This is a genomic window from Actinomadura verrucosospora (assembly GCF_039540335.1).
In the GTDB taxonomy this organism is placed as follows: Bacteria; Actinomycetota; Actinomycetes; order Streptosporangiales; family Streptosporangiaceae; genus Spirillospora; species Spirillospora verrucosospora.
In genome coordinates, this window is sequence record NZ_BAABEV010000052.1 from 34,728 (window position 1) to 56,959 (window position 22,232).

22 protein-coding genes and 4 tRNA genes are annotated in these 22,232 nt (G+C 74.0%); 15 read left to right on the plus strand and 11 right to left on the minus strand.

Features of this window, described 5'->3' with window-relative positions:
- Positions 1–38: 38 nt before the first annotated feature.
- The 4 genes from ABD944_RS36440 to ABD944_RS36455 form a co-directional block, all read right to left on the minus strand.
- Positions 39–305, minus strand: coding sequence for a TFIIB-type zinc ribbon-containing protein (locus ABD944_RS36440; protein ID WP_345184869.1), 267 nt, complete (start codon positions 303–305; stop codon positions 39–41).
- A gap of 67 nt (positions 306–372) precedes the next feature.
- The gene (locus tag ABD944_RS36445) at positions 373–1,272 is read right to left on the minus strand and encodes a phosphotransferase family protein (protein ID WP_345184871.1); all 900 of its coding nucleotides are present in this window, start codon (positions 1,270–1,272) and stop codon (positions 373–375) included.
- An 8-nt stretch (positions 1,273–1,280) separates the two neighbouring features.
- A complete protein-coding gene (locus ABD944_RS36450) occupies positions 1,281–3,014 on the minus strand; it encodes an AMP-binding protein (protein WP_345184874.1) in 1,734 nt (577 codons plus the stop codon).
- A gap of 78 nt (positions 3,015–3,092) precedes the next feature.
- A complete protein-coding gene (locus ABD944_RS36455) occupies positions 3,093–3,572 on the minus strand; it encodes an Lrp/AsnC family transcriptional regulator (RefSeq protein ID WP_345184876.1) in 480 nt (159 codons plus the stop codon).
- 105 nt (positions 3,573–3,677) lie between these two features.
- Between ABD944_RS36455 and ABD944_RS36460 the strand changes: the two genes are divergently transcribed.
- The 4 genes from ABD944_RS36460 to ABD944_RS36475 all read left to right on the plus strand — a co-directional run bounded on the left by ABD944_RS36460 (position 3,678) and on the right by ABD944_RS36475 (position 7,630).
- Positions 3,678–4,868: an MFS transporter gene (locus ABD944_RS36460; RefSeq protein ID WP_345184878.1), complete on the plus strand. Its 1,191-nt coding sequence runs from the start codon at positions 3,678–3,680 to the stop codon at positions 4,866–4,868.
- Between the two features lie 366 nt (positions 4,869–5,234).
- Positions 5,235–6,362, plus strand: coding sequence for a mannose-6-phosphate isomerase, class I (gene manA / locus ABD944_RS36465; RefSeq protein ID WP_345184880.1), 1,128 nt, complete (start codon positions 5,235–5,237; stop codon positions 6,360–6,362).
- Positions 6,359–7,291 carry an ROK family protein gene (locus ABD944_RS36470; RefSeq protein ID WP_345184883.1) on the plus strand — a complete coding sequence of 311 codons (933 nt, stop codon included), beginning with the start codon at positions 6,359–6,361 and terminating at the stop codon, positions 7,289–7,291. Before manA ends, ABD944_RS36470 begins: the two co-directional genes overlap by 4 nt.
- Before the next feature lie 75 nt (positions 7,292–7,366).
- Entirely contained in the window at positions 7,367–7,630 is a 264-nt protein-coding gene (locus ABD944_RS36475) for a sigma factor-like helix-turn-helix DNA-binding protein (RefSeq protein WP_345184885.1), read from the plus strand.
- Here ABD944_RS36475 and ABD944_RS36480 read toward each other — a convergent pair.
- Positions 7,593–8,501 (minus strand): LysR family transcriptional regulator, encoded by a 909-nt coding sequence (locus tag ABD944_RS36480; protein ID WP_345184888.1) that lies wholly within the window; start codon positions 8,499–8,501, stop codon positions 7,593–7,595. The two genes, ABD944_RS36475 and ABD944_RS36480, sit on opposite strands and share 38 nt — an antisense overlap.
- Positions 8,502–8,583: 82 nt before the next feature.
- Here ABD944_RS36480 and ABD944_RS36485 point away from each other — a divergent pair, with 82 nt between their 5' ends.
- The 6 genes from ABD944_RS36485 to ABD944_RS36510 all read left to right on the plus strand — a co-directional run bounded on the left by ABD944_RS36485 (position 8,584) and on the right by ABD944_RS36510 (position 11,896).
- A complete protein-coding gene (locus ABD944_RS36485) occupies positions 8,584–9,432 on the plus strand; it encodes an oxidoreductase (RefSeq protein WP_345184890.1) in 849 nt (282 codons plus the stop codon).
- 206 nt (positions 9,433–9,638) lie between these two features.
- Positions 9,639–9,723: transfer RNA gene (locus ABD944_RS36490), tRNA-Ser, on the plus strand.
- 1 nt (position 9,724) lies between these two features.
- Positions 9,725–9,797: transfer RNA gene (locus ABD944_RS36495), tRNA-Met, on the plus strand.
- Between the two features lie 11 nt (positions 9,798–9,808).
- Positions 9,809–9,881: transfer RNA gene (locus tag ABD944_RS36500), tRNA-Arg, on the plus strand.
- Positions 9,882–9,883: 2 nt separating this feature from the next.
- A tRNA-His gene (locus ABD944_RS36505) sits at positions 9,884–9,955 on the plus strand.
- 93 nt (positions 9,956–10,048) lie between these two features.
- Positions 10,049–11,896 carry a glycoside hydrolase family 3 protein gene (locus ABD944_RS36510; RefSeq protein WP_345184892.1) on the plus strand — a complete coding sequence of 616 codons (1,848 nt, stop codon included), beginning with the start codon at positions 10,049–10,051 and terminating at the stop codon, positions 11,894–11,896.
- On the opposite strand, the gene ABD944_RS36515 is transcribed toward ABD944_RS36510, so the two are convergent.
- Positions 11,883–12,794 (minus strand): Rossmann-fold NAD(P)-binding domain-containing protein, encoded by a 912-nt coding sequence (locus tag ABD944_RS36515; RefSeq protein WP_345184894.1) that lies wholly within the window; start codon positions 12,792–12,794, stop codon positions 11,883–11,885. The genes ABD944_RS36510 and ABD944_RS36515 overlap by 14 nt on opposite strands.
- Positions 12,795–12,909: 115 nt before the next feature.
- On the opposite strand from ABD944_RS36515, the gene ABD944_RS36520 reads away from it, so the two are divergent.
- Positions 12,910–13,908 carry a GlxA family transcriptional regulator gene (locus tag ABD944_RS36520; protein ID WP_345184896.1) on the plus strand — a complete coding sequence of 333 codons (999 nt, stop codon included), beginning with the start codon at positions 12,910–12,912 and terminating at the stop codon, positions 13,906–13,908.
- On the opposite strand, the gene ABD944_RS36525 is transcribed toward ABD944_RS36520, so the two are convergent.
- Both ABD944_RS36525 and ABD944_RS36530 read right to left on the minus strand, forming a co-directional pair.
- A complete protein-coding gene (locus ABD944_RS36525; RefSeq protein WP_345184899.1) occupies positions 13,838–15,118 on the minus strand; it encodes an ABC transporter substrate-binding protein in 1,281 nt (426 codons plus the stop codon). The genes ABD944_RS36520 and ABD944_RS36525 overlap by 71 nt on opposite strands.
- On the minus strand, positions 15,115–16,410 hold the full coding sequence (locus ABD944_RS36530; RefSeq protein ID WP_345184903.1) for a Gfo/Idh/MocA family protein: 1,296 nt from the start codon (positions 16,408–16,410) through the stop codon (positions 15,115–15,117). Before ABD944_RS36530 ends, ABD944_RS36525 begins: the two co-directional genes overlap by 4 nt.
- Before the next feature lie 125 nt (positions 16,411–16,535).
- On the opposite strand from ABD944_RS36530, the gene ABD944_RS36535 reads away from it, so the two are divergent.
- The 3 genes from ABD944_RS36535 to ABD944_RS36545 all read left to right on the plus strand — a co-directional run bounded on the left by ABD944_RS36535 (position 16,536) and on the right by ABD944_RS36545 (position 18,502).
- Complete coding sequence (locus ABD944_RS36535) at positions 16,536–17,720, plus strand: ROK family transcriptional regulator (protein WP_345184905.1); 1,185 nt, start codon at positions 16,536–16,538, stop codon at positions 17,718–17,720.
- A gap of 117 nt (positions 17,721–17,837) precedes the next feature.
- Positions 17,838–18,215, plus strand: a complete 378-nt coding sequence (locus ABD944_RS36540) for a hypothetical protein (RefSeq protein WP_345184908.1) — start codon at positions 17,838–17,840, stop codon at positions 18,213–18,215.
- Positions 18,212–18,502 carry a hypothetical protein gene (locus ABD944_RS36545; protein ID WP_345184910.1) on the plus strand — a complete coding sequence of 97 codons (291 nt, stop codon included), beginning with the start codon at positions 18,212–18,214 and terminating at the stop codon, positions 18,500–18,502. Before ABD944_RS36540 ends, ABD944_RS36545 begins: the two co-directional genes overlap by 4 nt.
- Before the next feature lie 45 nt (positions 18,503–18,547).
- On the opposite strand, the gene ABD944_RS36550 is transcribed toward ABD944_RS36545, so the two are convergent.
- Both ABD944_RS36550 and pnuC read right to left on the minus strand, forming a co-directional pair.
- Entirely contained in the window at positions 18,548–19,657 is a 1,110-nt protein-coding gene (locus tag ABD944_RS36550; RefSeq protein WP_345184912.1) for an AAA family ATPase, read from the minus strand.
- Positions 19,654–20,301: a nicotinamide riboside transporter PnuC gene (gene pnuC / locus ABD944_RS36555; RefSeq protein ID WP_345184914.1), complete on the minus strand. Its 648-nt coding sequence runs from the start codon at positions 20,299–20,301 to the stop codon at positions 19,654–19,656. Before pnuC ends, ABD944_RS36550 begins: the two co-directional genes overlap by 4 nt.
- 103 nt (positions 20,302–20,404) lie before the next feature.
- Between pnuC and ABD944_RS36560 the strand changes: the two genes are divergently transcribed.
- A complete protein-coding gene (locus ABD944_RS36560; protein WP_345184916.1) occupies positions 20,405–21,214 on the plus strand; it encodes an SDR family NAD(P)-dependent oxidoreductase in 810 nt (269 codons plus the stop codon).
- A 62-nt stretch (positions 21,215–21,276) separates the two neighbouring features.
- Here the strand turns inward: ABD944_RS36560 and ABD944_RS36565 are convergent.
- Positions 21,277–22,232 (minus strand): dihydrolipoamide acetyltransferase family protein (locus ABD944_RS36565; protein ID WP_345184918.1); only part of this gene is annotated, 956 nt, incomplete at its 5' end.

A 22,232-nucleotide genomic window follows, 5' to 3' on the forward strand; every position in this document is an offset into this window, starting at 1 on the left:
CCACGGCCCGCCCCAGAGCGGCGGGCCGTGGCCGCGGGTCAGGTCGAGAAGAGCATGTGGAACACGCTGCCGTGGTGCGGGCGGTGGTGCCCGCCGTGGTGATGGTGGTGGACCGCCGGCGCCGGGGCGCCCCAGCCGGGCGCCGCGGCGGGCGGGGGCGCCGCCCGGTACTGCGACTCCATCTGGCTCAGGGCCTCGAGCTCGCCGTAGTCGAGGAAGATGCCCCGGCAGCTGTCACATTGCTCGATGTGGACGCCGCTGCGGGTGTAGGTCCGCATCACGCCACGACATTTAGGGCAGTGCATCGCCTTGTCATCCTTCCGGTATGGATCCCCAGGTAGAGGCTAAATGTAGGACAGGTTGGGCGCCACGTCATGCCGCGTCCCCCGCCGCGGATATTCTCACGCAGGCGTCGACCATCGCCTGCTCCGCGCCGTCGAGCGGCCGATCTTCCCTCCCCGCGGATATGACGCACGTGGCCGCGATCTGGATCGCAAGACTTCGCGCGGGTACGTCCAGGGCCGTCCAGGGATCGCCCTGCGCGGGCACGGCCGGGCCGCCCGTCTCCCTGTACGCGCCCAGGAAGCGCTCCCAGTCCCGCGGCGGGAGAACCCCGCCGGAGTAGAGCGCCGCGGGCCGCGCGAGGTCCCAGGCGGGGTCGCCCGCGCCGAGGTCCTCGATGTCGATGAGCCGCCACCGCCCGTCCGCTGCGCGGACCATCTGGCCCAGATGCCAGTCGCCGTGGATGAGGCGGCGGGCGCGCTCCTCGGGCTCCTTCTCCTCGCCGCGTATCCAGGCGGGGAGAGTGGTGAACGCGCGCCGCACCGCGTCCGCGGCGGGGCCGTCCTGTAGGCGGGAGACCAGGCGCGCCACGCGGGTCGGACGTCCCCACGGCGGCGCGTCGGCCGGGACGGGCACCGCGTGCAGCGCCGCCAGGAGCCGGGCGCCCTCCTCCCAGGGGAGTTCCCCGGCAGGATCCACCGGCTCACCGAACGCCGAGAGCGTGACCGTGCGGCCGTCCACGGTGAGCGGCGGCCCCAAGGCGCCGACGACCAGATCGGGCAGGGCCTCCGCCAGCGCTATCCGGGCGAGGAAGGGGGAGCCGTGTTCCCGGTCGGCCTGGTGCGCCTTCACGACCACGTCGCCGACGCGGACGACGAGCACACCGTGCCGGTCGTACAAGGTCTCCGGCCGTCCGTCCTGGGTGGCCCTCTGACGCCCGATCTCGGCGAGCCGCGTGAAGAGCCCTGACTGGACGGTCTCGGTTTGCACGCGACCAGTCAACCACTCCGCGCGGGGCCCATCCGCTGCGCCGACGAGGCGGCGAACTCGTCCCGCAGCCGCTGCCGGACGACTTTGCCCAGCATGTTCCGGGGCAGCTCCGTCCGGGGCAGGAACTCGGAGGGCACCTTGTAGTGCGACAGAAAGCGTTCGCAATGCCGACGCAGCTCGTCCGCGGAGAACGGGTAGGCGGGGTGTTCCACCACGTGGGCGATGATGCGCTCGCCCCGCCGGGCGTCCGGCACGCCGACCACGGCGCAGTCGTGCACGGCGGAATGGCGGCGCAGCACCTTCTCCACCTCGGACGGGGACACGGTGAAGCCGCTCACCTTGATCATGTCCCGCTGGCGGTCCACGATGGTGATGAAGCCCTTCTCGTCCATCACGCCTATGTCACCCGTGCGGAGCCAGCCCTTCGACAGGGTCTGCGCGGTGGCGAGCGGCGCGTTCCAGTAGCCCGCGAACACCTGCGGCCCGCGCACGACGACCTCTCCCGTCCCGCCCGGCGGCAGGACCTTCGTCGGCTCGTCCTGGTCGACGATGACGGCGTCGGTCATGGGCAGCGGCAGCCCGACGGTGAGGTTGCGCGCCCCGCCGCCCAGCGGGTTCGCGGTGACGGCCGGGGACGCCTCGGTCAGCCCGTAGCAGTTGATCAGGCCCTTGGCCCCGACCTCGGCGAGCCGGTCGATCGTGCTCTGCGACAGCCCCATCGCCCCGGAGATGAAGATGCGCAGGGAGCGCAGGTCGTCCGGCCGGAACCGCGGGCTGTCGAGCACCTGCTCGTACAGCGTCGACACCCCGGGGAAGATCGTCGGCCGGTACCTGCGTATCGCGCGGACCACGCGGTCGCCGTCGTAGCGGGGGAGCAGCACCACCGCCCCGGCGGTCATGACGGGCGCGACGAGGCAGCTCATCAGCCCGAACGAGTGGAACAGCGGAAGCACCGCCAGCGTCACGTCCTCGCCGGGACGCCCTTCGAGGTCCCACGCGTGCTGCTGGCAGGCGTTCGCGACGAGGTTGCGGTGCGTCAGCATCGCGCCCTTGGGCCGCCCCTCCGTCCCGCCGGTGTACTGGATGGCGGCCAGATGCCTCGACGGGTCCAGGGGCAGTTGCCGGACGCGGCGCGCGGGCGGCCTCTGCAACTCCTTGAACGGGACCACGCCGGGTTCCCGCGGCACGTCGGCGGTGATGGCCGCGCGCCGCCGCTGCATCTGCACGAGCGGGAGCCGCAGGGCGAGCCGCCTGGTGGCCGGGAGGAAGTCGGCCAGGGACGTCACGATGACGTGTTCCAGACCCGCCCGGGACCGCACGGCCTTCACCGTCTCGTAGGAACGATCCAGCACCACGGCGACGCGCGCGCCGCAGTCGGCGAGCTGCCTGAGCATCTCCTCCTCGGTGTAGAGGGGGTTGTGCTGGACCGCGATCGCGCCCCTGCGCAGCACGCCGAAGAACGCGATGACCTGCTGCGGGCAGTTCGGGAGGATCAGCGCCACCCGGTCGCCGGGCTGCACTCCCAGCCGGTGCAGGCCGTCGGCGAACCGGTCCACGGCCTCGCGCAGGTCCCGGTAGCAGATCCGCCGGCCGAAGAAGATCAGCGCGTGGTTGCGGGGGAACCGGTCCGCGGCGTCGTCGAGCAGGCGCGTGACGGGGACGTCCGGGATGTCGACCTCCCGGGGGACCCCGGGCTGATACCACTGGTGCCAGGGCGAGGAGCGCAGTGACGAGTGCCACATAACGCCCGATTGAATCATCTCCGGCACCGCCGCGCCGGGCGAAGAAACGCGAACCCGCGGGCCGCCGGGCGCGCCGGTTCAGCGCGTCCAGCCCTCCGAGCGGGTGACGGTACGGGCGCCGGGGGCGGGCGGCTCCACCGCGCGGCCCTCGTAGGCGGTCGACAGGACGATGTGCGAGTTCATCTCCCCGTGCTCCCCGAGGCGTTCCAGGAGCCCCTCCAGGTGCTGCATCGACGCCACCCGCACCTTCAGCATCGAGCACCAGCCGCCGCTCAGCTTGTGGACCTCGGTGACCTCGGGCAGGTCCTCGGCGGCGGACGTCTTGAGCAGGCAGCGGCCGAGGGCGCACCGCATCTGCACGAAGGCCGTCAGCGGCTGGCCGACCCTGGCCGGATCGACGCGCGCCTGGTAACCGGTGATGACACCGGCCTCCTCAAGGCGCCGCACCCGCTCGGCGACCGCCGGGGACGACAGGTTCACCAGGGCCGCGAGCCGGTTGAACGACAGGCGGCCGTCCCGCTGCAGCTCGGCGAGGATCCGCCAGTCCGTCTGGTCCATGTGGAAAGTCCCTTCGGGAAATCGCTTTGCAATCTATAGGCCGAAAGAGCTGAAGGCCAGGGATCATCCATTCCTTCCGGTAAATAGCCTTTCTAGCGTTAAGGCATGGAGAAACGATCCCGTCCGATGGCCGCCCTCTGCTCGGGCGTCGCCCTGATGAACGCGTCCATGGCGGTGGCGAGCGCGACCGCGACCCTGGTCGCCGCGGACCGGCTCGGTGCCGCGTGGGGAGGCGTGCCGAACACCGCCGGCATCGTCGGGACGGGCGCCGGCGCCCTGGCGCTGACCCGGCTCGTGCGGGCGAGCCGGCGCCGCGCCTTCGTCCTCGGCTACGCCGCCGCGGCGGCGGGCGCCTGCCTGGCCGCCCTCGCGGTCGCGAAGGGCGACGTCGCGGGGCTGTGCCTCGGGATGCTGCTGCTCGGCCTCGGCAACGCGGGGGCCCAGCTCTCCCGGTACGCGGCGGCGGACCTGCACCCGGCGGGACGGCGCGGCTTCGCCATCGGGCTCGTGGTGGGGTGCGCGGCCGCCGGCGCGGTCGGCGGGCCGCTGCTGCTCGACCCGTCCGGCGAGGCCGCCGCGGACGCCGGCCTGCCCGCGTTCACCGGCCCGTTCCTGCTGGCCGTCCTGACCTGCGCGGTCGCCGCCGCCGCCGCGACCGGCGGACCCGGCGGCAGGGCGGGGGCCCAGGGCTCGCCGCCGCCGCTGCGCCGCCTCGCCCGTACGCCGGCCGCCCGCTCCGCGCTGGCGGTGATGGTCACGGCGCAGGTCGTGATGGTGGCCGTCATGACGGCGGCGCCTCTGGACATGCACATGCACGGCGACGGCCTCGGGACGGTCGGCATGACGCTGTCCGCGCACACCCTCGGGATGTTCGCCCTGTCACCGCTCACGGGGCGGATGACCGACCGGTACGGCGCGCACCCGGTGATCCTCGCGGGTCTCGCCGTGCTCGCCCTCTCCACGGCGCTCGCGGCGGTCGCGACCGGGTCGCCGGGGCGCGTCGCGGCGCTCTTCCTTCTCGGGTACGGCTGGAACCTGTGCTTCGTCGGCGGCAGCGCACGCCTCGCCCGCGACCTGCCCGAGGCGGAACGCCCGCACGTCGAGGGAGCCGTCGACGCGGCCGTCTGGACGATCGCCGCGGCCGCGAGCCTGCTGTCCACGGCGGTGCTGTCGGCGGGCGGGTACGCCGTCCTGGCCTGGGCGTCGTGCGCCGGGGCCGTCGCCGTCGCGGCCGGGCAGGCCCGCCGCCGCGCGCCCGGGGCCGAGCAGGCCGGGCAGGAGATCGGACGGACGTGATCCGGGTCAGATGCGGCCGGTGCCGCGGCAGACGTTGCACCGCTCGTGGGTGGCGGTGCTGGTGCCGGTGCCGTTGCAACCGGGGCACGACCGCGTCGCCGGTTTGTTGTGCTTGCCCAAGTCCACCACCCCCTGGGAGTTCATCCTAAGGGCTCGGCAGTTCGCATGCCGTGCCCGCTTATCAGTTCGCTGACAGGGCCCTCCGGGTTCACCCCGAGCTCCGGCGAACCCCCGAACCGGGGCCGGACGACGTCGCGGCGCGCCCCGCCGAGTCGCGTTCGCCTTCCCCTCCGACGCTTGTACGCTGTCCCTCACGCGCGCCGTCGTCCGGTCACGGTGCCCCGAGCAAGGAGATCGCGCAGGTTGGTGCCATTGCCGCTGACCACCGCGATCCGTCCCTACGACTGGGGATCGCGGACCGCCCTGGCCGAGCTGCTCGGCGTCGAGCCGACGGGGCGCCCGCAGGCCGAGCTGTGGGCGGGCGCACACCCGGCCGCCCCCTCCCGCGTGGACGGGACGCCCCTCGACGTCCTCATCGACCGCGACCCCATCGGGATGCTCGGCGCCCCGAGCGTGGAGCGGTTCGGGCCCACGCTGCCCTACCTGCTCAAGGTGCTGGCCGTCGAGAAGCCGCTGTCGCTGCAGGTGCACCCGACCACGGCGCAGGCCGAGGCCGGCTTCGCCCGTGAAGAGGCGCAGGGCATCCCCGTCGACGACGCCGCCCGCACCTACAAGGACCCTTTCCACAAGCCCGAGATGGTCTGCGCCCTCACCGAGTTCCACGGCCTGTGCGGCTTCCGCGACCCGGCCGAGACCGCCGCGCTCCTCGAAGACCTGAAGGTCCCCGAACTGGACGCGTGGATCAAGACGCTCCGCGCCGAGCCGCCCGCCGATGCGCTCCGGACCGTCCTCACCCAGATGCTGGACGAGCGCTCCCGCCCCCTCCAGACCGCGGTCGAGCCGGCCCTGACGGGCGTCTACGCCGACATCGCCCGCGCCCACCCCGGCGACCCGGGGGTCCTCGCCGCGCTCCTGCTCGACCACGTCGAGCTCAAGCCCGGCCAGGCCCTCTTCCTCGGCGCCGGAGTGCCCCACTCCTACCTGGGCGGCCTCGCGATCGAGGTCATGGCCAACTCCGACAACGTCGTGCGCTGCGGTCTCACCGCCAAGCACATCGACGTCCCCGAGCTGATGCGCGTCGTCGAGTTCGCCCCGTCCCGGCCGCACCGCGTCGAGCCCACGGCCGACCACCGGTACCGCACGGCCGCCGAGGAGTTCACCCTCGTCCGCCACGACCTCGCGGGCGTCCTCGAGGACCTGCCCGCCGGCCTCCCGCAGACGCTCCTCTGCCTGGAGGGCGAGGCCCGCCTCACCGCGGAGCCGGCCCTGACGCTCGCCCGGGGCGAGGCCGCCTTCGTCCCCGCCGGCGCCCCCGCGACCCGCCTCACCGGACACGGCACGCTCTACCGCGTGCTCCCGGGGATCGGGTCATGACCGTCCTCGCCCTCGACATCGGCGGCACCAAGTTCGCCGTCGCCCGCGTCGACGCCGCCGGCAGGCTCCTCGACCGCGCCGAGCACCCCGTCGGCCAGGCGCCCACCGCGACCCTGCGCGGCCTCGTCGCCGACTTCGCCGGGGACGGCCGGACGCGCCGCTCCCTGACGGGCGTCGGCATCGGCTCGGCCGGCCCGATCGACGCGGCCGCCGGCACCGTCAGCCCGAGCAACATCCCCCGCTGGCGCGGCTACCGGCTCGTCGCGGCCGTCCAGCGCCTCGTCCCCGGCGTCCCCGTCACCCTCGCGGGCGACGCCCAGTGCATGGCGCTCGGCGAGTGGTGGCGCGGCGGCCACGACTGCGGGTCCCTGCTCGGCGTCGTGGTGTCGTCCGGCGTCGGCGGCGGCCTCGTCATGGACGGCCGCCCCTGGACGGGGCGCACCGGCAACGCGGGCCATATCGGTCACGTCGTCGTCGACCTCGACGGCGAGGCGTGCGTCTGCGGCGCCCGCGGCTGCCTGGAGACGGTCGCCGGGGGCCTCGGCATGGTCCGCTGGGCGCTCGCCCAGGGCTGGACGCTCGCCCCCGCGACGGGCCGCCCCGACGCCGGCGCCCTCGCCGCCGCCGCCCGGGCCGGCGCCCCGGTCCCGCTCGCGGCCTTCCGGCGCGCCGCCGGCGCCCTCGCCACCGCGATCCTCAACACCGCCTCCGTCCTCGACGTCCGCGACGTCGTCATCGGCGGCGGCGTCGCGGCCGCGGGCGACCTGCTCCTCGATCCGCTGCGCGCCGCGATCACCGCCCGCGCCGGCATGCCGCACCTGCGCGACCTGCGCGTGTCCTCCACGACCCTGGAGCGCGACGCCGGCCTCTACGGCGCCGCCGCCCTCGCCCTCCTCGCCTCCGGCGAACCCCTGCGCCCCACCTCCTGAACCAGACCCTCAACGCTTCCTTAAAGACGCCATAAGGAGGGCGGCGGGGCCGGGGAACGGTGCGAGGTTCGTGGTGTGGCACTGCGAATGGGCAAAGACACCGGTTCGTTCGCCCTCGGTCAGCCGGGGGAGCGGATGCGCCCCGCGGTGGTCGCCCGGGCCTTCCAGGGGCTGCCGCCCGCGCACCGCGAGATCCTCACCGAGACGGTCTTCCGGGACCGGTCGGTCAACGAGGCCGCCGCCTCGCTGGGGGTGCCGGTCGACGTGGTCAAGGTCCGCGTCTACCACGCGCTCCGGGCGCTCAGCGCGGCCGTGGAGACGCCGCGGACGTTCGCGTGACGCCCGCGAGGCTGCGGACGATGGCGGCGAACGCCTCGACGAGCGGGCCTCCGTCCGCCCAGGCGAGCGCGACGCGCAGCGGCTCCACGTCCGTGAGCGGCACCCAGGACAGTCCGGGACGCGCGTAGTACAGCGCCATGCTGGACGGCGCGAAGCAGATGGCCGTGCCCTCGGCGACCTGTTCGAGCATCTCCTCGACGTTGTCGTTGGTGGGCCCCCAGCGCGGGGCGGACCCGTCAGGGCGGGGGTTGACCGCCCACCAGTCCACCCACTCGCGGGGGGCGCGCTCGGTCCACATGAGGGGCTCGTCCTTGACGTCCATGATGGAGACGCCCTCGGCGGAGGCGAGCGGATGGCCCGCGGGGAGGCCCACGACGCGGGGCTCGGTGTGGACGGTCTCGGAGTGCAGGCCGCCCAGGTCGGCGGGGAGCCACACGAACGCCACGTCCACCTGCCCGGCGCGGAGAGCCGCGGTCTCGCCGCCCCAGTCGAAGCGCTTGGGCTCGACGCGGACGCCGGGGTGGGCGCGGGCGAACTCGGCGCGGGCCCGGGTCGTCAGCTCGCCGGCGCCGCTGGCCTCGAACCCGACGCGCAGGACGCCGGTCTGCCCGCGTCGGTGCCGCTCGGCGACGGCGGCGACGCGGTCGGCCTGCCGGACGGTGCGGCGCGCCTCGGCGATCACGTCGCGGCCGGCCGGGGTGGGGGTCACGCCGCCCGCGTGCCGGTCGAACAGCCGGACGCCGAGCTCGGCTTCGAGCCTGCGCAGGGCGTAGGAGAGCGCGGGCTGGCTGACGTAGAGGGCCTCGGCCGCCCGGCCGAGGTTGCCCGCGTCCGCGATCGCGGCGAGGTAGCGCAGCTGGCGCAGCTCCATCCGGGCATCATAAACGCTCTTTATCGGGCGGGAGAAGTTCTGTCTTGGACGGCGGGGCCGCTGAGCTGCGATAACTGTGGTCATGACGAACATTTCTGATAATGGACGTGTCTGGCTGATCACCGGGGCGAACTCGGGCTTCGGAAGGGCGATCGCCGAGGCGGCGCTGGCGGCCGGGGACACGGTGGTCGCGGCGGCGCGGCGGCCCGAGACGCTGGACGACCTCGTGGCGCGCCACCCGGGGCGGGTCGCCGCGGTCGCGCTGGACGTCACCGATCAGGCGAGGGTCGCGGACGTGGTCGCGGACGCGGTGCTGTGGCACGGGCGGATCGACGTGCTGGTCAACAACGCCGGGCGCGGTGTCGTCGGCGCCGTGGAGGAGACCACCGACCGCGAGCTGCGCGAGCTGATGGACCTGCACTTCTTCGGTCCGGCGGCGCTGGTCCGGGCGGTGCTGCCGCACATGCGCCGGCAGGGGAGCGGCGCCGTCGTGCAGATGTCGAGCATGGGCGGCCGGTTCTCCTTCCCCGGCGTGGGCGCCTACTCGGCGACCAAGTTCGCTCTGGAGGGCCTGTCGGAGGCGCTGGCGCAGGAGGTCGCGCCTTTCGGGATCAAGGTTCTGGTGGTCGAGCCGGGGGCGTTCCGGACGTCGTTCGCCGGCGGCGGCCTTCACCAGACGGCCGCGATGCCGGAGTACGCGGGCAGCGTCGGCCCGGTCCGGGCGAACCTGCCGGGCAGCGACGGCAGGCAGCCGGGCGATCCGGCCAAGGCCGCCGCGGCGATCCTGAAGGCGCTCGACGCCGACGACACGCCGCTCAGGCTGCCGCTGGGCAACGACGCCGCGGACGCCGTGGACGCCGCCCTCGCCGGAGCGCGGAAGGAGTTCGCGGCCTGGGAGCCGATCTCCCGGGGCACCGATTTCGAGGAATGAGCCGATAAATGGGTTGCCGGGGCGGAACCGCCCCGGCACCATGGACGTCGTAGGGGAGAAAGCCGGAAAGACGGGATCGGGAAGGGGAGTCGCGATGCGACGTCGAATGCGCAGCAGCCATTCCGGTCTCGGGAGCCGCCGACGGACGTGACCCGCACGTCCTGACGCCGACCGCCCGAAGACCACGGGCGGTCTTTTTCGTTTCCGGAGGGTTGGCCGAGCGGAAAGGCAGCGGCTTGCTAAGCCGTGGTCAGGGTCACCCCTGCGCGAGTTCGAATCTCGCACCCTCCGCGCTGAGCAGGGACGCTGGTGCGTCCGGCGGTCTCATAAACCGCAGCAGGCAGGTTCGATTCCTGCGCTCAGCACGCAAGAACACGTCTCCGTGGCGCAGTGGAGAGCGCGCCGGGTTGCGGACCCGGAGGTCGCAGGTTCGATTCCTGCCGGAGATACGGCTTTCGTGGTGTAGTGGTCTGCACACCAGGTTGTGGTCCTGGAAGTGTCGGTTCGATCCCGACCGAGAGCCCTATGCATTTTGTCCGACCGTGACCGGCAGATATTGCTCAGGTGCTGGTATCCGGTTGCGTTGCGTTTGATCGAACCTGGAAAAACCTTCCGCATGTACTGTTCCTCCCCGCGGGCGTTGCGGACCCGCGTCGTCGGCCTGAGCCTGCTCGCCGTGCTGGCGCTGACCGTCCACGGCGGTCCCGCCCGGGCGGCCTCGGGCCCCGCGCCCTACCTCGACCCGCGGCTCTCGGTGGAGGACCGCGTCGACGACCTGCTCGACCGGATGAGCCTCGCCGACAAGCTCGGCCAGATGACGCAGCCGGAGCGGCGCTACGTGACGCCGGAGGAGGTCACCCGCTACCGGATCGGGTCGGTGCTGTCCAGCGGAGGGTCGTCGCCCAGCCCGAACACGCCGCGGAGCTGGGCGGACATGACCGACGGCCTCCGGCGGGCCGCGCTCGCCGCGCCGCTGCGCGTCCCGATGATGTACGGCGTCGACGCGGTACACGGCCACAACAACGTGGCCGGGGCGACGATCTTCCCGCACGACATCGGGCTCGGCGCGGCCCGCGACCCGGCCCTCGTCCGCCGGATCGGCGCGGCGACCGCGGAGGAGATGACGGGGACGGGCGCGGACTGGGACTTCGCGCCCTGCGTGTGCGTGGTCCGCGACGACCGCTGGGGCCGGACGTACGAGTCGTTCGGCGAGGTGCCCGAGCTGCCCGCGATGATGACGACGCTCGTCGAGGGGCTCCAGGGGGACCGGCTGGGCGGCCCCGCGTCCGTCCTGGCCACGGCGAAGCACTACCTCGGGGACGGCGGCACCGAGGGCGGCGACGACCGCGGCGACACCCGGATCTCGGAGAAGGAGCTCCGCGCGGTCCACCTGCCGCCGTTCCGCGAGGCCGTGAAGCGCGGCGTCGGCTCGGTGATGGTCTCCTACAGCTCGTGGAACGGGCTGAAGATGCACCGGAACAAGTATCTGATCAGCGATGTCCTCAAGCGCGAGCTGGGCTTCACGGGCTTCGTCGTCTCCGACTACAACGGCATCGACGAGATCGACGGGAAGCGGGGGTTCACCGAGGAGGAGGTCGCCGCCGCGGTCAACGCCGGGATCGACATGGTCATGGTGCCGACCGAGTGGCGCCGGTTCATCGACCACCTGCGGGACGCGGTGAAGGACGGCGCCGTCCCGATGTCGCGCGTCGACGACGCGAACCGCCGCATCCTGACGAAGAAGTTCGAGCTGGGCCTGTTCGAGCGGCCGCTGGCCGACCGCTCGTACCTGAGGACGGTGGGGAGCACCGCGCACCGCGCGCTCGCCCGGCGCGCGGTCGCCCGGTCGCAGGTGCTGCTGAAGAACGCCGGCGGCGTCCTGCCCCTGGACGACGACGACAAGGTCTTCGTCGCGGGTCGCAGCGCCGACGACATCGGCATGCAGTCGGGCGGCTGGACGATCACCTGGCAGGGCGCGCCGGGCCCGGTCACGAAGGGCACGACGATCCTGCAGGGCATCCGCAGGGCGGCGGACCCGTCCGCGACCGTCGCCTACAGCAGGGACGGGACGGGCATCGACAGGTCCTACGACGCGGCGATCGCGGTCGTCGGCGAGAAGCCGTACGCCGAGTACCACGGCGACCTCACCGGCGGCATGGGCCTCGACGACGCCGACCTGAAGACGATCGACCGGCTGCGGGCGTCCGGCGTCCCGGTGGTCGTGGTGCTGGTGTCGGGACGTCCGCTGGACATCGCCTCGCAGCTGCCGAAGTGGAGCGCGCTCGTCGAGGCGTGGTTGCCGGGCAGCGAGGGGGCGGGCGTCGCCGACGTCCTGTACGGGGCCGCCGCACCCACCGGCAGGCTTCCCGTGACGTGGATGCGAGCGGCCTCCCAGCAGCCCATCAACAGGGGCGACGGCAAGAAGCCCCTGTTCCCCTTCGGCTACGGCCTCACGTACGAGTGAGCGCCTCCTTCAGGACGTCGTCTAGCGGCGACGCGGCGACCCCGAACGTCTCCTCGATCGCTGAGGAGTCGGCGGTGAACGGCCGGTGCGACATGTGCTGCGTCTCCCACATCTCCTCCCAGAACGGGTCCGTGAGGCTCAGCAGGGTCAGTTCGCGGTCCGTCATGGTGTCCAGGCGCGGTTCGGGGACGCCGGCGAGCGCGGCGAGGCGTCCGGCGACCTCGCGCACCGACGCGGTGATCGTCGGGGCGTGCCACGGCCGGCCCCATCCGCGCGCGTCGCGGGCGACGGCGACGAGCGCGCGGGCGGTGTCGCCGATCGCCGAGTAGGCGTGCGGGACGTCGAGCTCCGCCGGGACGAGCGCCGGGCGTCCGGCGAGCACCTTCGGCTGCACCATGAGCGTGAAGACGGAGTAGGCCCCGGCGCCGATGAACTGGCCGGCGCGCACCTCCGCGGCCCGCACCCGACCGGCGTCGTGCGCCTCCTTGGCCCGAAGCCACATCTCGGCGCGCACCCGCCCCTTGGACCCGGTCGCCTCCAGCGGGCGCTCCTCGGTGACCGGGCCGTCCACCGGCCCGTATCCGTAGAGGTTGCCCAGCATGACGTACCCCGCGCCGGACCGTTCGGCGGCGGTCAGGATCGAGCCGAACAGCGCGGGCAGCAGGTCCGGCCACGTGTGGTAGGCGGGCGCCGCCGCGTTGAACACGGTCGCGGCGCCCTCGGCGAGCCGGCTGAGCGCGCCGGTGTCGGTGGCGTCCAGCGCGAGCGGCTCGATGAGCGGGTGCTCCGGCCCCGCTCCGCTGCGGGACACCATCCGGACGCGGTCGCCCGCGTCGGCGAGGAGGAGAGCGGTGGCGGTGGCGGTGGCTCCCCTGCCGACGACGACATGAAACGGCATGATTCACTCCAGTGAGGTAGCGGCCGGGCATCCGGCCGTCGCACGCTCCACTCTGCGGTCCGCCGCCCCCGGGCGGCAGGGGCCCGATCGCCAATCGTCCGGAGGTTCTGGCCAGATGCACACGGTCGCGGTCGTCGTCGTCCCGCCGGTGATGAGCTTCGACGTGACGATCCCGGAGATGGTGCTGGGCGCCGCCGAGGCGGGCGGCGGTCCCGCCTACGAGCTGCTGCTCTGCGCCGCCGAGCCGGGGCGTCCGCTGGAGACCGTCGGCGGCCTGGACGTCGTCGCCCAGCACGGGCTGGACGCCGTGCGCGGCGCGGACAGCGTCATCGTGGTGGGCAGCGGGGGCCGCACCGGCATCGAGCGGCCCGTCCTGGACGCCCTGCGCGCCGCGGAGGGCACGGGGAAACGCGTCGCGGCCATCTGCACGGGGGCCTTCGTGCTGGGCGAGGCGGGCCTGCTGGACGGGCGCCGCGCCACGACGCACTGGGGCCTCACCGGCGACCTGGCCCGCCGCTTCCCCGCCGCGAAGGTCGTCCCCGACGTCCTGTACGTCACGGACGGAACCGTGCTGACCTCGGCCGGGGCCGCCGCCGGGATCGAGCTGTGCCTGCACCTGATCCGCGAGGACCACGGCGCCGCGGTGGCGGCCGGGGCGGCGCGGCTGACGGTCGCGGCGCCCCCGCGTCCCGCCGGCCAGGTCCAGCGCCTCGAAGACCCGCTGCCCGCCGGACCGGACGTGTCGCTCGCCGAGACCCGCGCCTGGGCCGTGCGGCGCCTGGGGGAGCCGCTCACCCTCGCCGACCTGGCCCGGCACGCGCGCGTCAGCACCCGCACGCTGACGCGCCGGTTCCACGCGGAGACGGGCCACAGCCCGTTGCAGTGGCTGCTGCACCAGCGGATCGACCGGGCCCGCGAGCTGCTGGAGGGCACCGCGCTCCCGATGGAGCAGGTCGCCCGCCGCTGCGGCCTCGGCAGCGCCGACTCCCTGCGCCTGCACTTCGTCCGCAGGCTCGGCGTGACCCCGAGCGCCTACCGCTCCGCTAGTCGGCGAGCGCGGCCAGTGCCCGCTGGAGGTCCTCGGACGCCTGGTCTGCCGGCTTCTTCCCGGTGAGCGCCGCGGTGACGTGCTCCTGGACGGCGGCGCTGACCTCGCTGTAGCGGACGACGACCGGGCGCGGCCGCGCCTTGTCCATGCCCTGCCTCAGCACCGGCAGGTACGGGTACCGCTTGATCATTTCGGGGTCGCCGTAGAGGGCGGCGAGGGACAGCGGGAAGGACTGGGCCCTGCCGTACTCCCTCTGGACGGCCGGGCTGACGATGTGGGCGACGAAGTCGCGGGCGGTGGCCTGGTGCCTGGAGAACGCCGACACGGCCAGGTTGTTGCCGCCGAGCGTCCCCGAGCCCGGCCCGTCCTCTCCCGGGATCGGCGCGACGCCGAACTTCCCGGCCACCTCCGAGCCGTCCTTCCCGGCCGCGAGGGCGTAGACGTAGGCCCAGTTGCGGTGGAAGACGAGATGCCCCTCCTGGAACGCGCGGCGGCCCTCCTCCTCCTTGAAGGTGATGGCCTTCCGCGGGACGGTGCCGTTCCGGAAAGCGTCCACGAGGAACCTCAGCCCGGCCTTGGCCTGCGGGGTGTCCACCCGCGGCCTGCCCGACGAGTCGAAGACCTCTCCGCCCGCGGACTGGACGGCCTCGGAGTAGTTGACCGTGAGCCCCTCGTACTTCCCGTACTGGCCCGCGTAGCAGTCGACGCCCCTGCCCCCGGGCGTCCGGCGGACCTTCGCGCAGGCGTCGCGCAGCTCGGCCCACGTCTTCGGCGGCCCCTTCACCCCGGCCTCGGCGAGGAGGTCCTCGCGGTAGTAGAGGACGCCGGTCCCGGTCAGCCACGGCGCCGCGTACAGCCTGCCGCGGTACTTCCCGGTCTCCAGGGCCGCCGGGACGAACGAGGAGGCGTCGACCAGCCCGTCCGGCAATGGCAGGATCCAGCGGCGCGCGGCGAACTCCGCCGTCCACACCGCGTCCAGCCGGACGACGTCGTAGGCGTCCGACTCGATCCGCATGTTCTGGACGAGCTGCTGCCGCGCCTGGTCGCCGTCCTCGGGCAGCTCGACGAGCCGGACCCTCTCCTTTGGGTGGCCGTCGTTCCACGCGGCGACGAGCCGCTGCACGGTCCCGGTGAGGTCCTTGCCGGTGGCGACCGTGATGGGCCCCCGGCCGTCGTTGCGCGCGGGCGACGACCCGCCGGACGAGCCGCCGCACGCGGCCGCCGCGAGGGCCAGGGACAGCGCCGCGGCGACGGCCGGCAGGAGTCTGGTGGTCATGGGCTCACCGCGCCTTTCGCCGGGGACGACCGCGGGTCGAGTTCGATGACGGCGCCGTCCAGCCGGGCCCGTTCGGCCGCCCACACGACGCGGTGCGAGGCGAGGCTCTCCCGGGGACCGGTGCTGAGCGGGGCGGGGTCGCCCGCCGCCAGCGCGGCGACGAACGCGTCGGCCAGCGCGTCGTCGTCATCGTCGTGCCGTCCGTCGGACGCGCCGCCGGGAGGGGCGGCGCCGGGCTCGACGGTCTCGCTCTCGCCGGTGACGAAGTCGCGGACCGTGATGCGGAGGCCGTCGCCCTCCAGGGAGCCGGACGTCCCGAAGACGCGCGTCTGGCGCGGGGCGGCCGCCGCGAACGCGGTCATGGTGAACACGCCGGTCGCGCCGGACGGGAACTCCATGTTCACGACCTGGTGGTCGACCACGTCGTTGTCGCAGGCGTAGACGCAGCGCCCGTACGGGCCCTCGCGCAGCGCCCGCAGGACGCCCGCCTCGGTGCGGTCGTCGGTGACCGCGCCGAGCGGCCACCTCTCGCGGGCGGGATCGCCGAGGCACGCCAGGTACAGCCGGGTCGCGGAGTAGGGGCAGCGGGGCTCCACGGCGCAGTCGACGCAGCGGTCGGCGGCGCCGGGCGGCCGCTCCCGCGGGCGGAAGTGCGACAGCCGCCCGAACGAGGACACCCGCGCGGGGACCTCGCCCATCACGTGGATCAGCCAGTCGAGGTCGTGGCACGACTTCGTCATCAGCATCGGCCCGGACTCGTCCGCCCGCCGCCAGTTGCCGCGCACGTAGGAATGGGCGTGGTGCCACCAGCCGACCGGTTCGAGGTGCTGGACGCTGACCGGGGCGCCGATCCGGCCGTCCTCGATCAGCCTCCTGAACGCGCGGGTGTACCGGCTGTAGCGCATCACGTGGCAGACGGCGAGCATCACCCCGGCGCGCTCGACGGCGTCGACGATGCGCAGCGCGTCCGCCTCGGACGTCGCCATGGGTTTCTCCAGCAGGATGTGGCAGCCGAGGCCGGCGAACCGGATCGCGGGCTCGGCGTGCTCGGCGTCCTGCGTCGCGATGATCACTCCGTCGGCGGGGCGGCCCCCGGCGGCCATCTCCCGCCAACCGGGAAAGACCTGATCCGGTGCGAGGCCGTGCTCGGCCGCGAACCGGGCGCGCCGCGCGGGGTCGGGCTCGGCGACCGCGACGATCCGGCCGATCCCGGCCTCCCGGATCCGTGCCGCGTAAGCGCGGCCGCGCAGCCCCGCTCCGGCCACCGCGATCGTCGGCCCCGTCCGCTGCATCGCCGCGCCCTTCCGACCTGGCCGTCCGCGCCGCCGGGGAACCGGGGGCCGACTTACGCAAGGTGCTTTCATAAGTAGTCTGGCCATAATGTCGTCCGTCCGCCGAACGCTGTCAAGGGGTACCCGTGCCGCACCACTCTCTCCACGGAGGCGACCCCTCGGTGCTCCGCCGGCTCAACTCCGCCGCGACGCTGCGGGCGCTGCGCGACGGCGGCGAGGCGACGCTGTCGGAGCTGGCCCGGCGCGTCGGGCTGTCCCGGCCCACCACCGAGGGCGTGCTGGGCGAGCTGATCGACCGCGGCCTGGCCGCCGAGGACGCGCCGCGCCCGGGCGGCGGGCTCGGCCGTCCCGCCCGCCGCTACCGGTTCCGCGCGGAGGCCGGGCACGCCCTCGGCGTCGACGTCGACGCGCACCGGGTGCGGCTGCTCCTCGCCGACCTCTCCGGCGAGGTCGTCGGCGGGCACCGCGCCGGCCTCCCCGGGGGCGCGGAGCCCGGCGAGCGGATCGCGGCGGTGCGCGCCGCGGTCAGGGCGTGCCTGGCCGGGGCGGGCGTCGACCGGCGGTCGCTGCGGGCCGTCGCGGTCGGCACCCCCGGCGTCGTCGCCCCCGACGGGACGATCACGTCCTGCACGGTCGTGCCCGGGTGGGAGGGCGTCCACCTGGCCCGCGAGCTGGGCCGCTCGTTCTCCTGCCCCGTCCTCGTCGAGAACGACGCCAACCTCGCCGCCATGGCCGAGCGGTGGCGCGGCGCCGCCCGCGACGCCGACGACGTCGTCTGCGTCTACGCCGCCCTGCACACCGGCATGGGCGCGATCATCGGCGGCCGCCTGCACCGGGGCCGCTGGGGGGCGGCGGGCGAGATCGGCATGCTGGACGAGCTGGGCCTGCGGGACACGGCCGCCTCCCTGGTGCCGGACGCCGGATCCGGCCCCCTCCTCGTCGAGGAGGCGGAGCGCGTCCTGGACGCGGCCGGGCGCGGGTCCGCCGAGGCGCGGGAGCGGGTGGAGCGGCTCGCCGCCCGGATGGCGCGCGGCGTCGCGGCGATGGCCCTCGCCCTCGACCCGGAGACGATCGTGGTCGGCGGCCCCCTGGCCGGGGCCGGCGCGCCGCTGGTCGCCGCGCTGCGCGAGCGGGTCGCCCCGCTGTCCCTGAGCCCGGTCCGGATCGAGGGCTCCGAACTCGGGGACGAGTCGGTGGCCCTCGGCGCCGTCCGCCTCGCCCTCGACAGGATCGACGAGGACCTGTTCCGTCTCGCGCCCCCGTCCGACCCCGGCGAGGAGCCCCGGGCCCGCCCGCCCGCATCGGCGTGAAGGGCTGACCGGCGCGAATGATAAAACCGCCCGAAACGAACCTGTGCCTACAAACCGCTTTTGCGCCCCTTGAGTTCTTAGGAGATCAGGACGCTGCGTACCGCGAAATGACCCTCTGTGCTGTCGGTGGGGCCCGGTAAGGTCTCCGGTGTACTGGTGGAGAGGGGACGACGAACGGACAGGAGCGACATGAGCGCACAACCCGTAGAGCCACTCCTCCCCGGGCAGGTCCACCGCGTCCCGAGAACGATCAAGGGCATCGCCGACTGCCTGCCCCGGGAGAAGCGGGATCAGTTTCTCGGCGAGGTCATGGACGCCAGGTTCGGCCCTGAACTGACGAACCTGCTGTCGGGATGGCATGCGGAAGCGATGTTCGGCCAGGTGCCCGACCGCGAGGAGCGTCGCGCGAGGGCGACCGAGGAGATGAGGGCGGGAAGAAAGATCTCCCTGGAGGAGATCAGGGCCGGACGCCGCTTTCGCAGCGGAAACGAGTGACCGCTCGCAAGAGCGGCTGGACGGTCTTCTGCTCTGAGACGGCGGGCCTGATCCTCCACTCCTCCCTCCCGAAACAGATCGAAGACCGCCTTGTCGAGTACCTCTGCGAGCTGGCCTGGCAGGGTGGTGCCGCGGTCGACCTGGGGTTACCGCCGCCAGGGAAGCCGCTCGACGAGGCCGGAGTCGCTTATGCGGTCTCGCTCGACGACATCGACGCGTCCATCGAGTATCTGGTCGTCCGCGATATCAAGGAGTTCCACATCACCGATATCAGCTGGGCCGGCTGACCCGACGTCGCCTGACCTGACGCCGGTTGGCTCGGTGGGCGGGGGCTAGGGGGTGAGCGGGGGGTCGAAGTGCCAGCCCTCGGCGAGCAGGGCGTCGATCGCCTCGACGGCGGCGGCCAGGCGCCGTTCGTGGGGGCCCGTCACGGTGAGGTGGGGGAGGCCCTGCTTCTCCAGTTCCTCCTGGAAGCGCTCCGACATCCACGACCTGATCCGCTCGCCGTCGCGCCAGCCGTCCTGCTCGAAGGGGACGCCCGTGTGATCGGTCACGATCCACAGGTGGTGCGGCGTCCGCCCGTGGACCGCCTCGACCTCGGGAGCCGACGCGCCGACGTAGCGCTCGTGCCAGATCACCGTGGCGAACGCGTCGGTGTCGCAGACCAGCAGCGGCGAGCCCGACCGGGCCGCCGCGTCCTCCAGGGCCGCGTGGTGCTCGGCGATCCGGGTGAACTCGGCCGACTTCCACACCAGGTCCTCCAGGCGCAGGGACGGGTCGCCGTCCCGCCGCCGGACGGCGGCCAGCTTCTCCTCGGTGAACGTCCGGCCGTACTCCGGCACCCACCGGGTCGCCTCCCACACCCCGCCCCGCCGCGCGTAGTGGGCCGCGAGCGCGCGGGCCAGCGTGGTCGTGCCGGTCGACTCGGCGCCCACGACCACCACCCGCCGCGCCAGGTACGCCCGGACGGGCGGCGAGAGGTACTCCCAGTGGGCCACGGGGTCCTCCCGCACGGCGGTGCCGCTCACCGGGAAGCGCTCGCGCGGCGGGTCGACCGGGACGTGCGCGGCCGAGAAGCGCTCGGCCAGTTCCGGTCCGTACGCCTCCGAGCTGAACACCGCGTCCACCGGCGGGACGGACGCGCCGAGCCCCGACCGCATCGCCAGGCCCGCCCGGAACGCCGCGACGTGCGCCGACCAGGCCTCGTCGGACTCGTAGTCGATCTCCGCGTCGTCCACCACCGGGACGATCTCCACGTGCGGCTGCCGGTGCGCCTCGCGCAGCCACGCCGTGCGCAGCGCCAGCGGGATGCTCTCCGCCGTGGACGCCGCCACGACGACGCTCACCCGGGCGCAGGACGCGGCGGCCGTGTCGATCAGATGGTGGTGCCCGGCGTGCGGCGGATAGAACTTGCCGATGACCAGGCCGTGCTCGTGCTTCACGCGGCCACCGCCGGGGCGAGGGGCCGCGCGCGCAGGTCGCGGCGCCACGCCAGCAGCCCGGACACGCACAGCGCCAGGAACACGACGTAGAGGGCGCTGGTGAGCTTGAGGTCCTTGGCGAAGTACAGCGGGATGTAGACGAGGTCGGCGGCGATCCACAGCCACCACGACTCCAGCAGCTTGCGCGACTGCCCGTAGGTCGCCATGAGGGAGAGCGCGGTGGTGAGGGCGTCCCAGAACGGGACGGTGGAGTCCGTCCATGCCGACAGCGCCCAGGTCAGGAACGCGGTGCCGGCGGCGCCCGCGGCGATCAGGGCGGCCCACTCCGCGCCCCGCGTGCGCCGCACCGGGAGCCGGTCGCGGCCGTCCCCGCCGTACAGCCACACCCACCAGCCGTAGAGCTGGAGCGCGACGTAGACGACCTGGAGGCCGGCGTCGGCGTAGAGGCCGCCGTCCAGGAACACCAGGCCGAGCAGGATCACGTTCGCGATGCCGATCGGCCAGTTGAGGATGTTCTGCCGGACGACGAGCCACACGTTGACGGCGCCGGTCGCGAAGCCGAGCAGCTCCGCCCACGTGGTGGGGACCGACCCGAGATGGAAGGCGGGGTCGAGCAGCGGACCGAGCGGGACGTTCACCGACATGAGCGCAATGATCACATATCGTCAGTCGGACGACAAGTGGATCAAGGGGCGGGAGGCGGCGCTCGCTTGACAAATGAGTGAGCGCTCACTCAGAATCGGGGGCATGGCACCCGACGAGGAGGCACCGATGTATCCCGAGCTCAACGGCATGGTCGCGGTCGTCACCGGCGGCTCGCGCGGCATCGGCGCCGCCACGGCACGCGCGTTCGCCGCCGAGGGCGCCAGGGTCGCGGTCCTCGGACGAGACCGGGCGGCGCTCGACCGGGTGGCCGGGGAGACCGGCGGGATCGGCGTCGCGGCCGACGTCACCGACCTGGCCGCCGTCGAGGCCGCGCGCCTGCGGATCGAGGACGAGCTCGGCCCGGCCGGCGTCCTGTGCGCCTTCGCGGGCGGCGGCATCGCGCGCCCGGGCCCGACCGCGGCCATGACCGAGCAGGAGTGGCGGTCGGTCCTGGACGGCAACCTCACCGCGACCTTCCTCACCCTGAAGGCGTTCCTGCCCGGCATGCAGGAGCGGAAGGCGGGGTCGATCATCACGATGTCGTCCTCGGCCGGGCGGCTGCCGACGAACCTGCCGGGCGGCGGCGGCCGCGAACTGGGCAACCCGTGGGGCGCCCCCGTCGCCTACGAGGCCGCCAAGGCGGGCGTCCAGGCCCTCACCCGCCACGCCGCCGCCGAAGCCGGGCGGGACGGCGTCCGCGTCAACTGCGTCGCCCCGGGAACGATCCGCACCGAGCGCACCGCGCGGTTCATGCCCGAGGAGACCCAGGCCGCCGTGGCCGCCTCCCACCCGCTCGCCCGCCTCGGCGAGCCGGGCGACGTGGCGGCCGCCGCGCTCTTCCTGGCCTCGTCCCAGTCCGCCTGGCTGACGGGCCTCACCCTCGACGTCACCGGCGGCCGCGTCATGCTCTGACCCGCGGAACGCGGAAGGGCCCTCGCCACCCCGGCGAGGGCCCTTCCGCGTTCCGTGCGCGGCTACGCGACGATGAGCAGCGGGTTCTGGAGCAGCTCGGCGAGCCGGGCCAGGAACTTCGCGGCCGTCGCGCCGTCGGTGGCACGGTGGTCGACCGACAGGGTGACCGTCATGCGCTTGCCGGGGACGACCTGCCCGTCGCGGACGACGGGTTCGTCGCGGACGGCGCCCACCGCGAGGATGGCGGCCTCCGGCGGGTTGATCACCGCGGAGAACGAGTCGACGCCGAACATGCCGAGGTTGCTGACGCTGAACGTGCCGCCGCTCATCTCCCGGGCGGACAGCTTGCCGTCGCGGGCCTTGGCGGCGAGCTCGCGGGTCTCCCGGCCGATCTGCGAGACGCTCATGCGGTCGGCGTCGCGGACGACCGGCACGACCAGGCCGTCCTCGACCGCCACCGCCACGCCGACGTGCACCCGCTTGTGGAAGAGCAGGTTCTCCTCGGTGTAGGAGACGTTCACCGCCGGGTGCTCGCGCAGGGCCGTCGCCACCGCCTTCACGACCAGGTCGTTCACGCTGACCTTCGCCGGGGCGAGCGCCTCGTTGAGCGTCGCGCGGAACGCCAGCAGGGCCTCGGCGTCCACCTCGCGGTTGAGGTAGAAGTGCGGCGCCTCGCGCTTGCTCTCGGTCAGCCGCCGGGCCGCGACCTTGCGGAAGCGGTTCAGCGGGACGGCCTCCACGTCCGGGTCGTCGGCCCGGGCCTGGACGGCGGGCGCCGACGGCGCGGGAGCCGCGGGGGCCTGGGCGGCGGCCGGAGCGGGCGCCGCCGGACCGGCGGAGCGCACGGCGGCCTCGATGTCGGCGCGGACGATGCGCCCGCCCGGGCCGGAACCGGTGAGCGTGGCCAGGTCGATGCCGTAGTCGCGGGCCAGCCGGCGCCCCAGCGGCGACGACGGCGACGATCTTGTGGAGGGCGGTGCGGGCGGCCCGGGAGTACGGGGAGCCGCCCGCCCGGGAC

Coding starts and splice junctions, on each gene's coding strand:
- ABD944_RS36525 (WP_345184899.1), bottom strand. CDS start 15,118: ATGACCACCAGACTCCTGCCGGCCGTCGCCGCGGCGCTGTCCCTGGCC.
- pnuC (WP_345184914.1), bottom strand. CDS start 20,301: ATGTCGGTGAACGTCCCGCTCGGTCCGCTGCTCGACCCCGCCTTCCAT.
- ABD944_RS36515 (WP_345184894.1), bottom strand. CDS start 12,794: ATGCCGTTTCATGTCGTCGTCGGCAGGGGAGCCACCGCCACCGCCACC.
- ABD944_RS36460 (WP_345184878.1), top strand. CDS start 3,678: ATGGAGAAACGATCCCGTCCGATGGCCGCCCTCTGCTCGGGCGTCGCC.
- ABD944_RS36510 (WP_345184892.1), top strand. CDS start 10,049: ATGTACTGTTCCTCCCCGCGGGCGTTGCGGACCCGCGTCGTCGGCCTG.
- ABD944_RS36485 (WP_345184890.1), top strand. CDS start 8,584: ATGACGAACATTTCTGATAATGGACGTGTCTGGCTGATCACCGGGGCG.
- ABD944_RS36530 (WP_345184903.1), bottom strand. CDS start 16,410: ATGCAGCGGACGGGGCCGACGATCGCGGTGGCCGGAGCGGGGCTGCGC.
- ABD944_RS36470 (WP_345184883.1), top strand. CDS start 6,359: ATGACCGTCCTCGCCCTCGACATCGGCGGCACCAAGTTCGCCGTCGCC.
- ABD944_RS36455 (WP_345184876.1), bottom strand. CDS start 3,572: ATGGACCAGACGGACTGGCGGATCCTCGCCGAGCTGCAGCGGGACGGC.
- ABD944_RS36560 (WP_345184916.1), top strand. CDS start 20,405: ATGGCACCCGACGAGGAGGCACCGATGTATCCCGAGCTCAACGGCATG.
- ABD944_RS36440 (WP_345184869.1), bottom strand. CDS start 305: ATGCACTGCCCTAAATGTCGTGGCGTGATGCGGACCTACACCCGCAGC.
- ABD944_RS36480 (WP_345184888.1), bottom strand. CDS start 8,501: ATGGAGCTGCGCCAGCTGCGCTACCTCGCCGCGATCGCGGACGCGGGC.
- ABD944_RS36520 (WP_345184896.1), top strand. CDS start 12,910: ATGCACACGGTCGCGGTCGTCGTCGTCCCGCCGGTGATGAGCTTCGAC.
- ABD944_RS36450 (WP_345184874.1), bottom strand. CDS start 3,014: ATGTGGCACTCGTCACTGCGCTCCTCGCCCTGGCACCAGTGGTATCAG.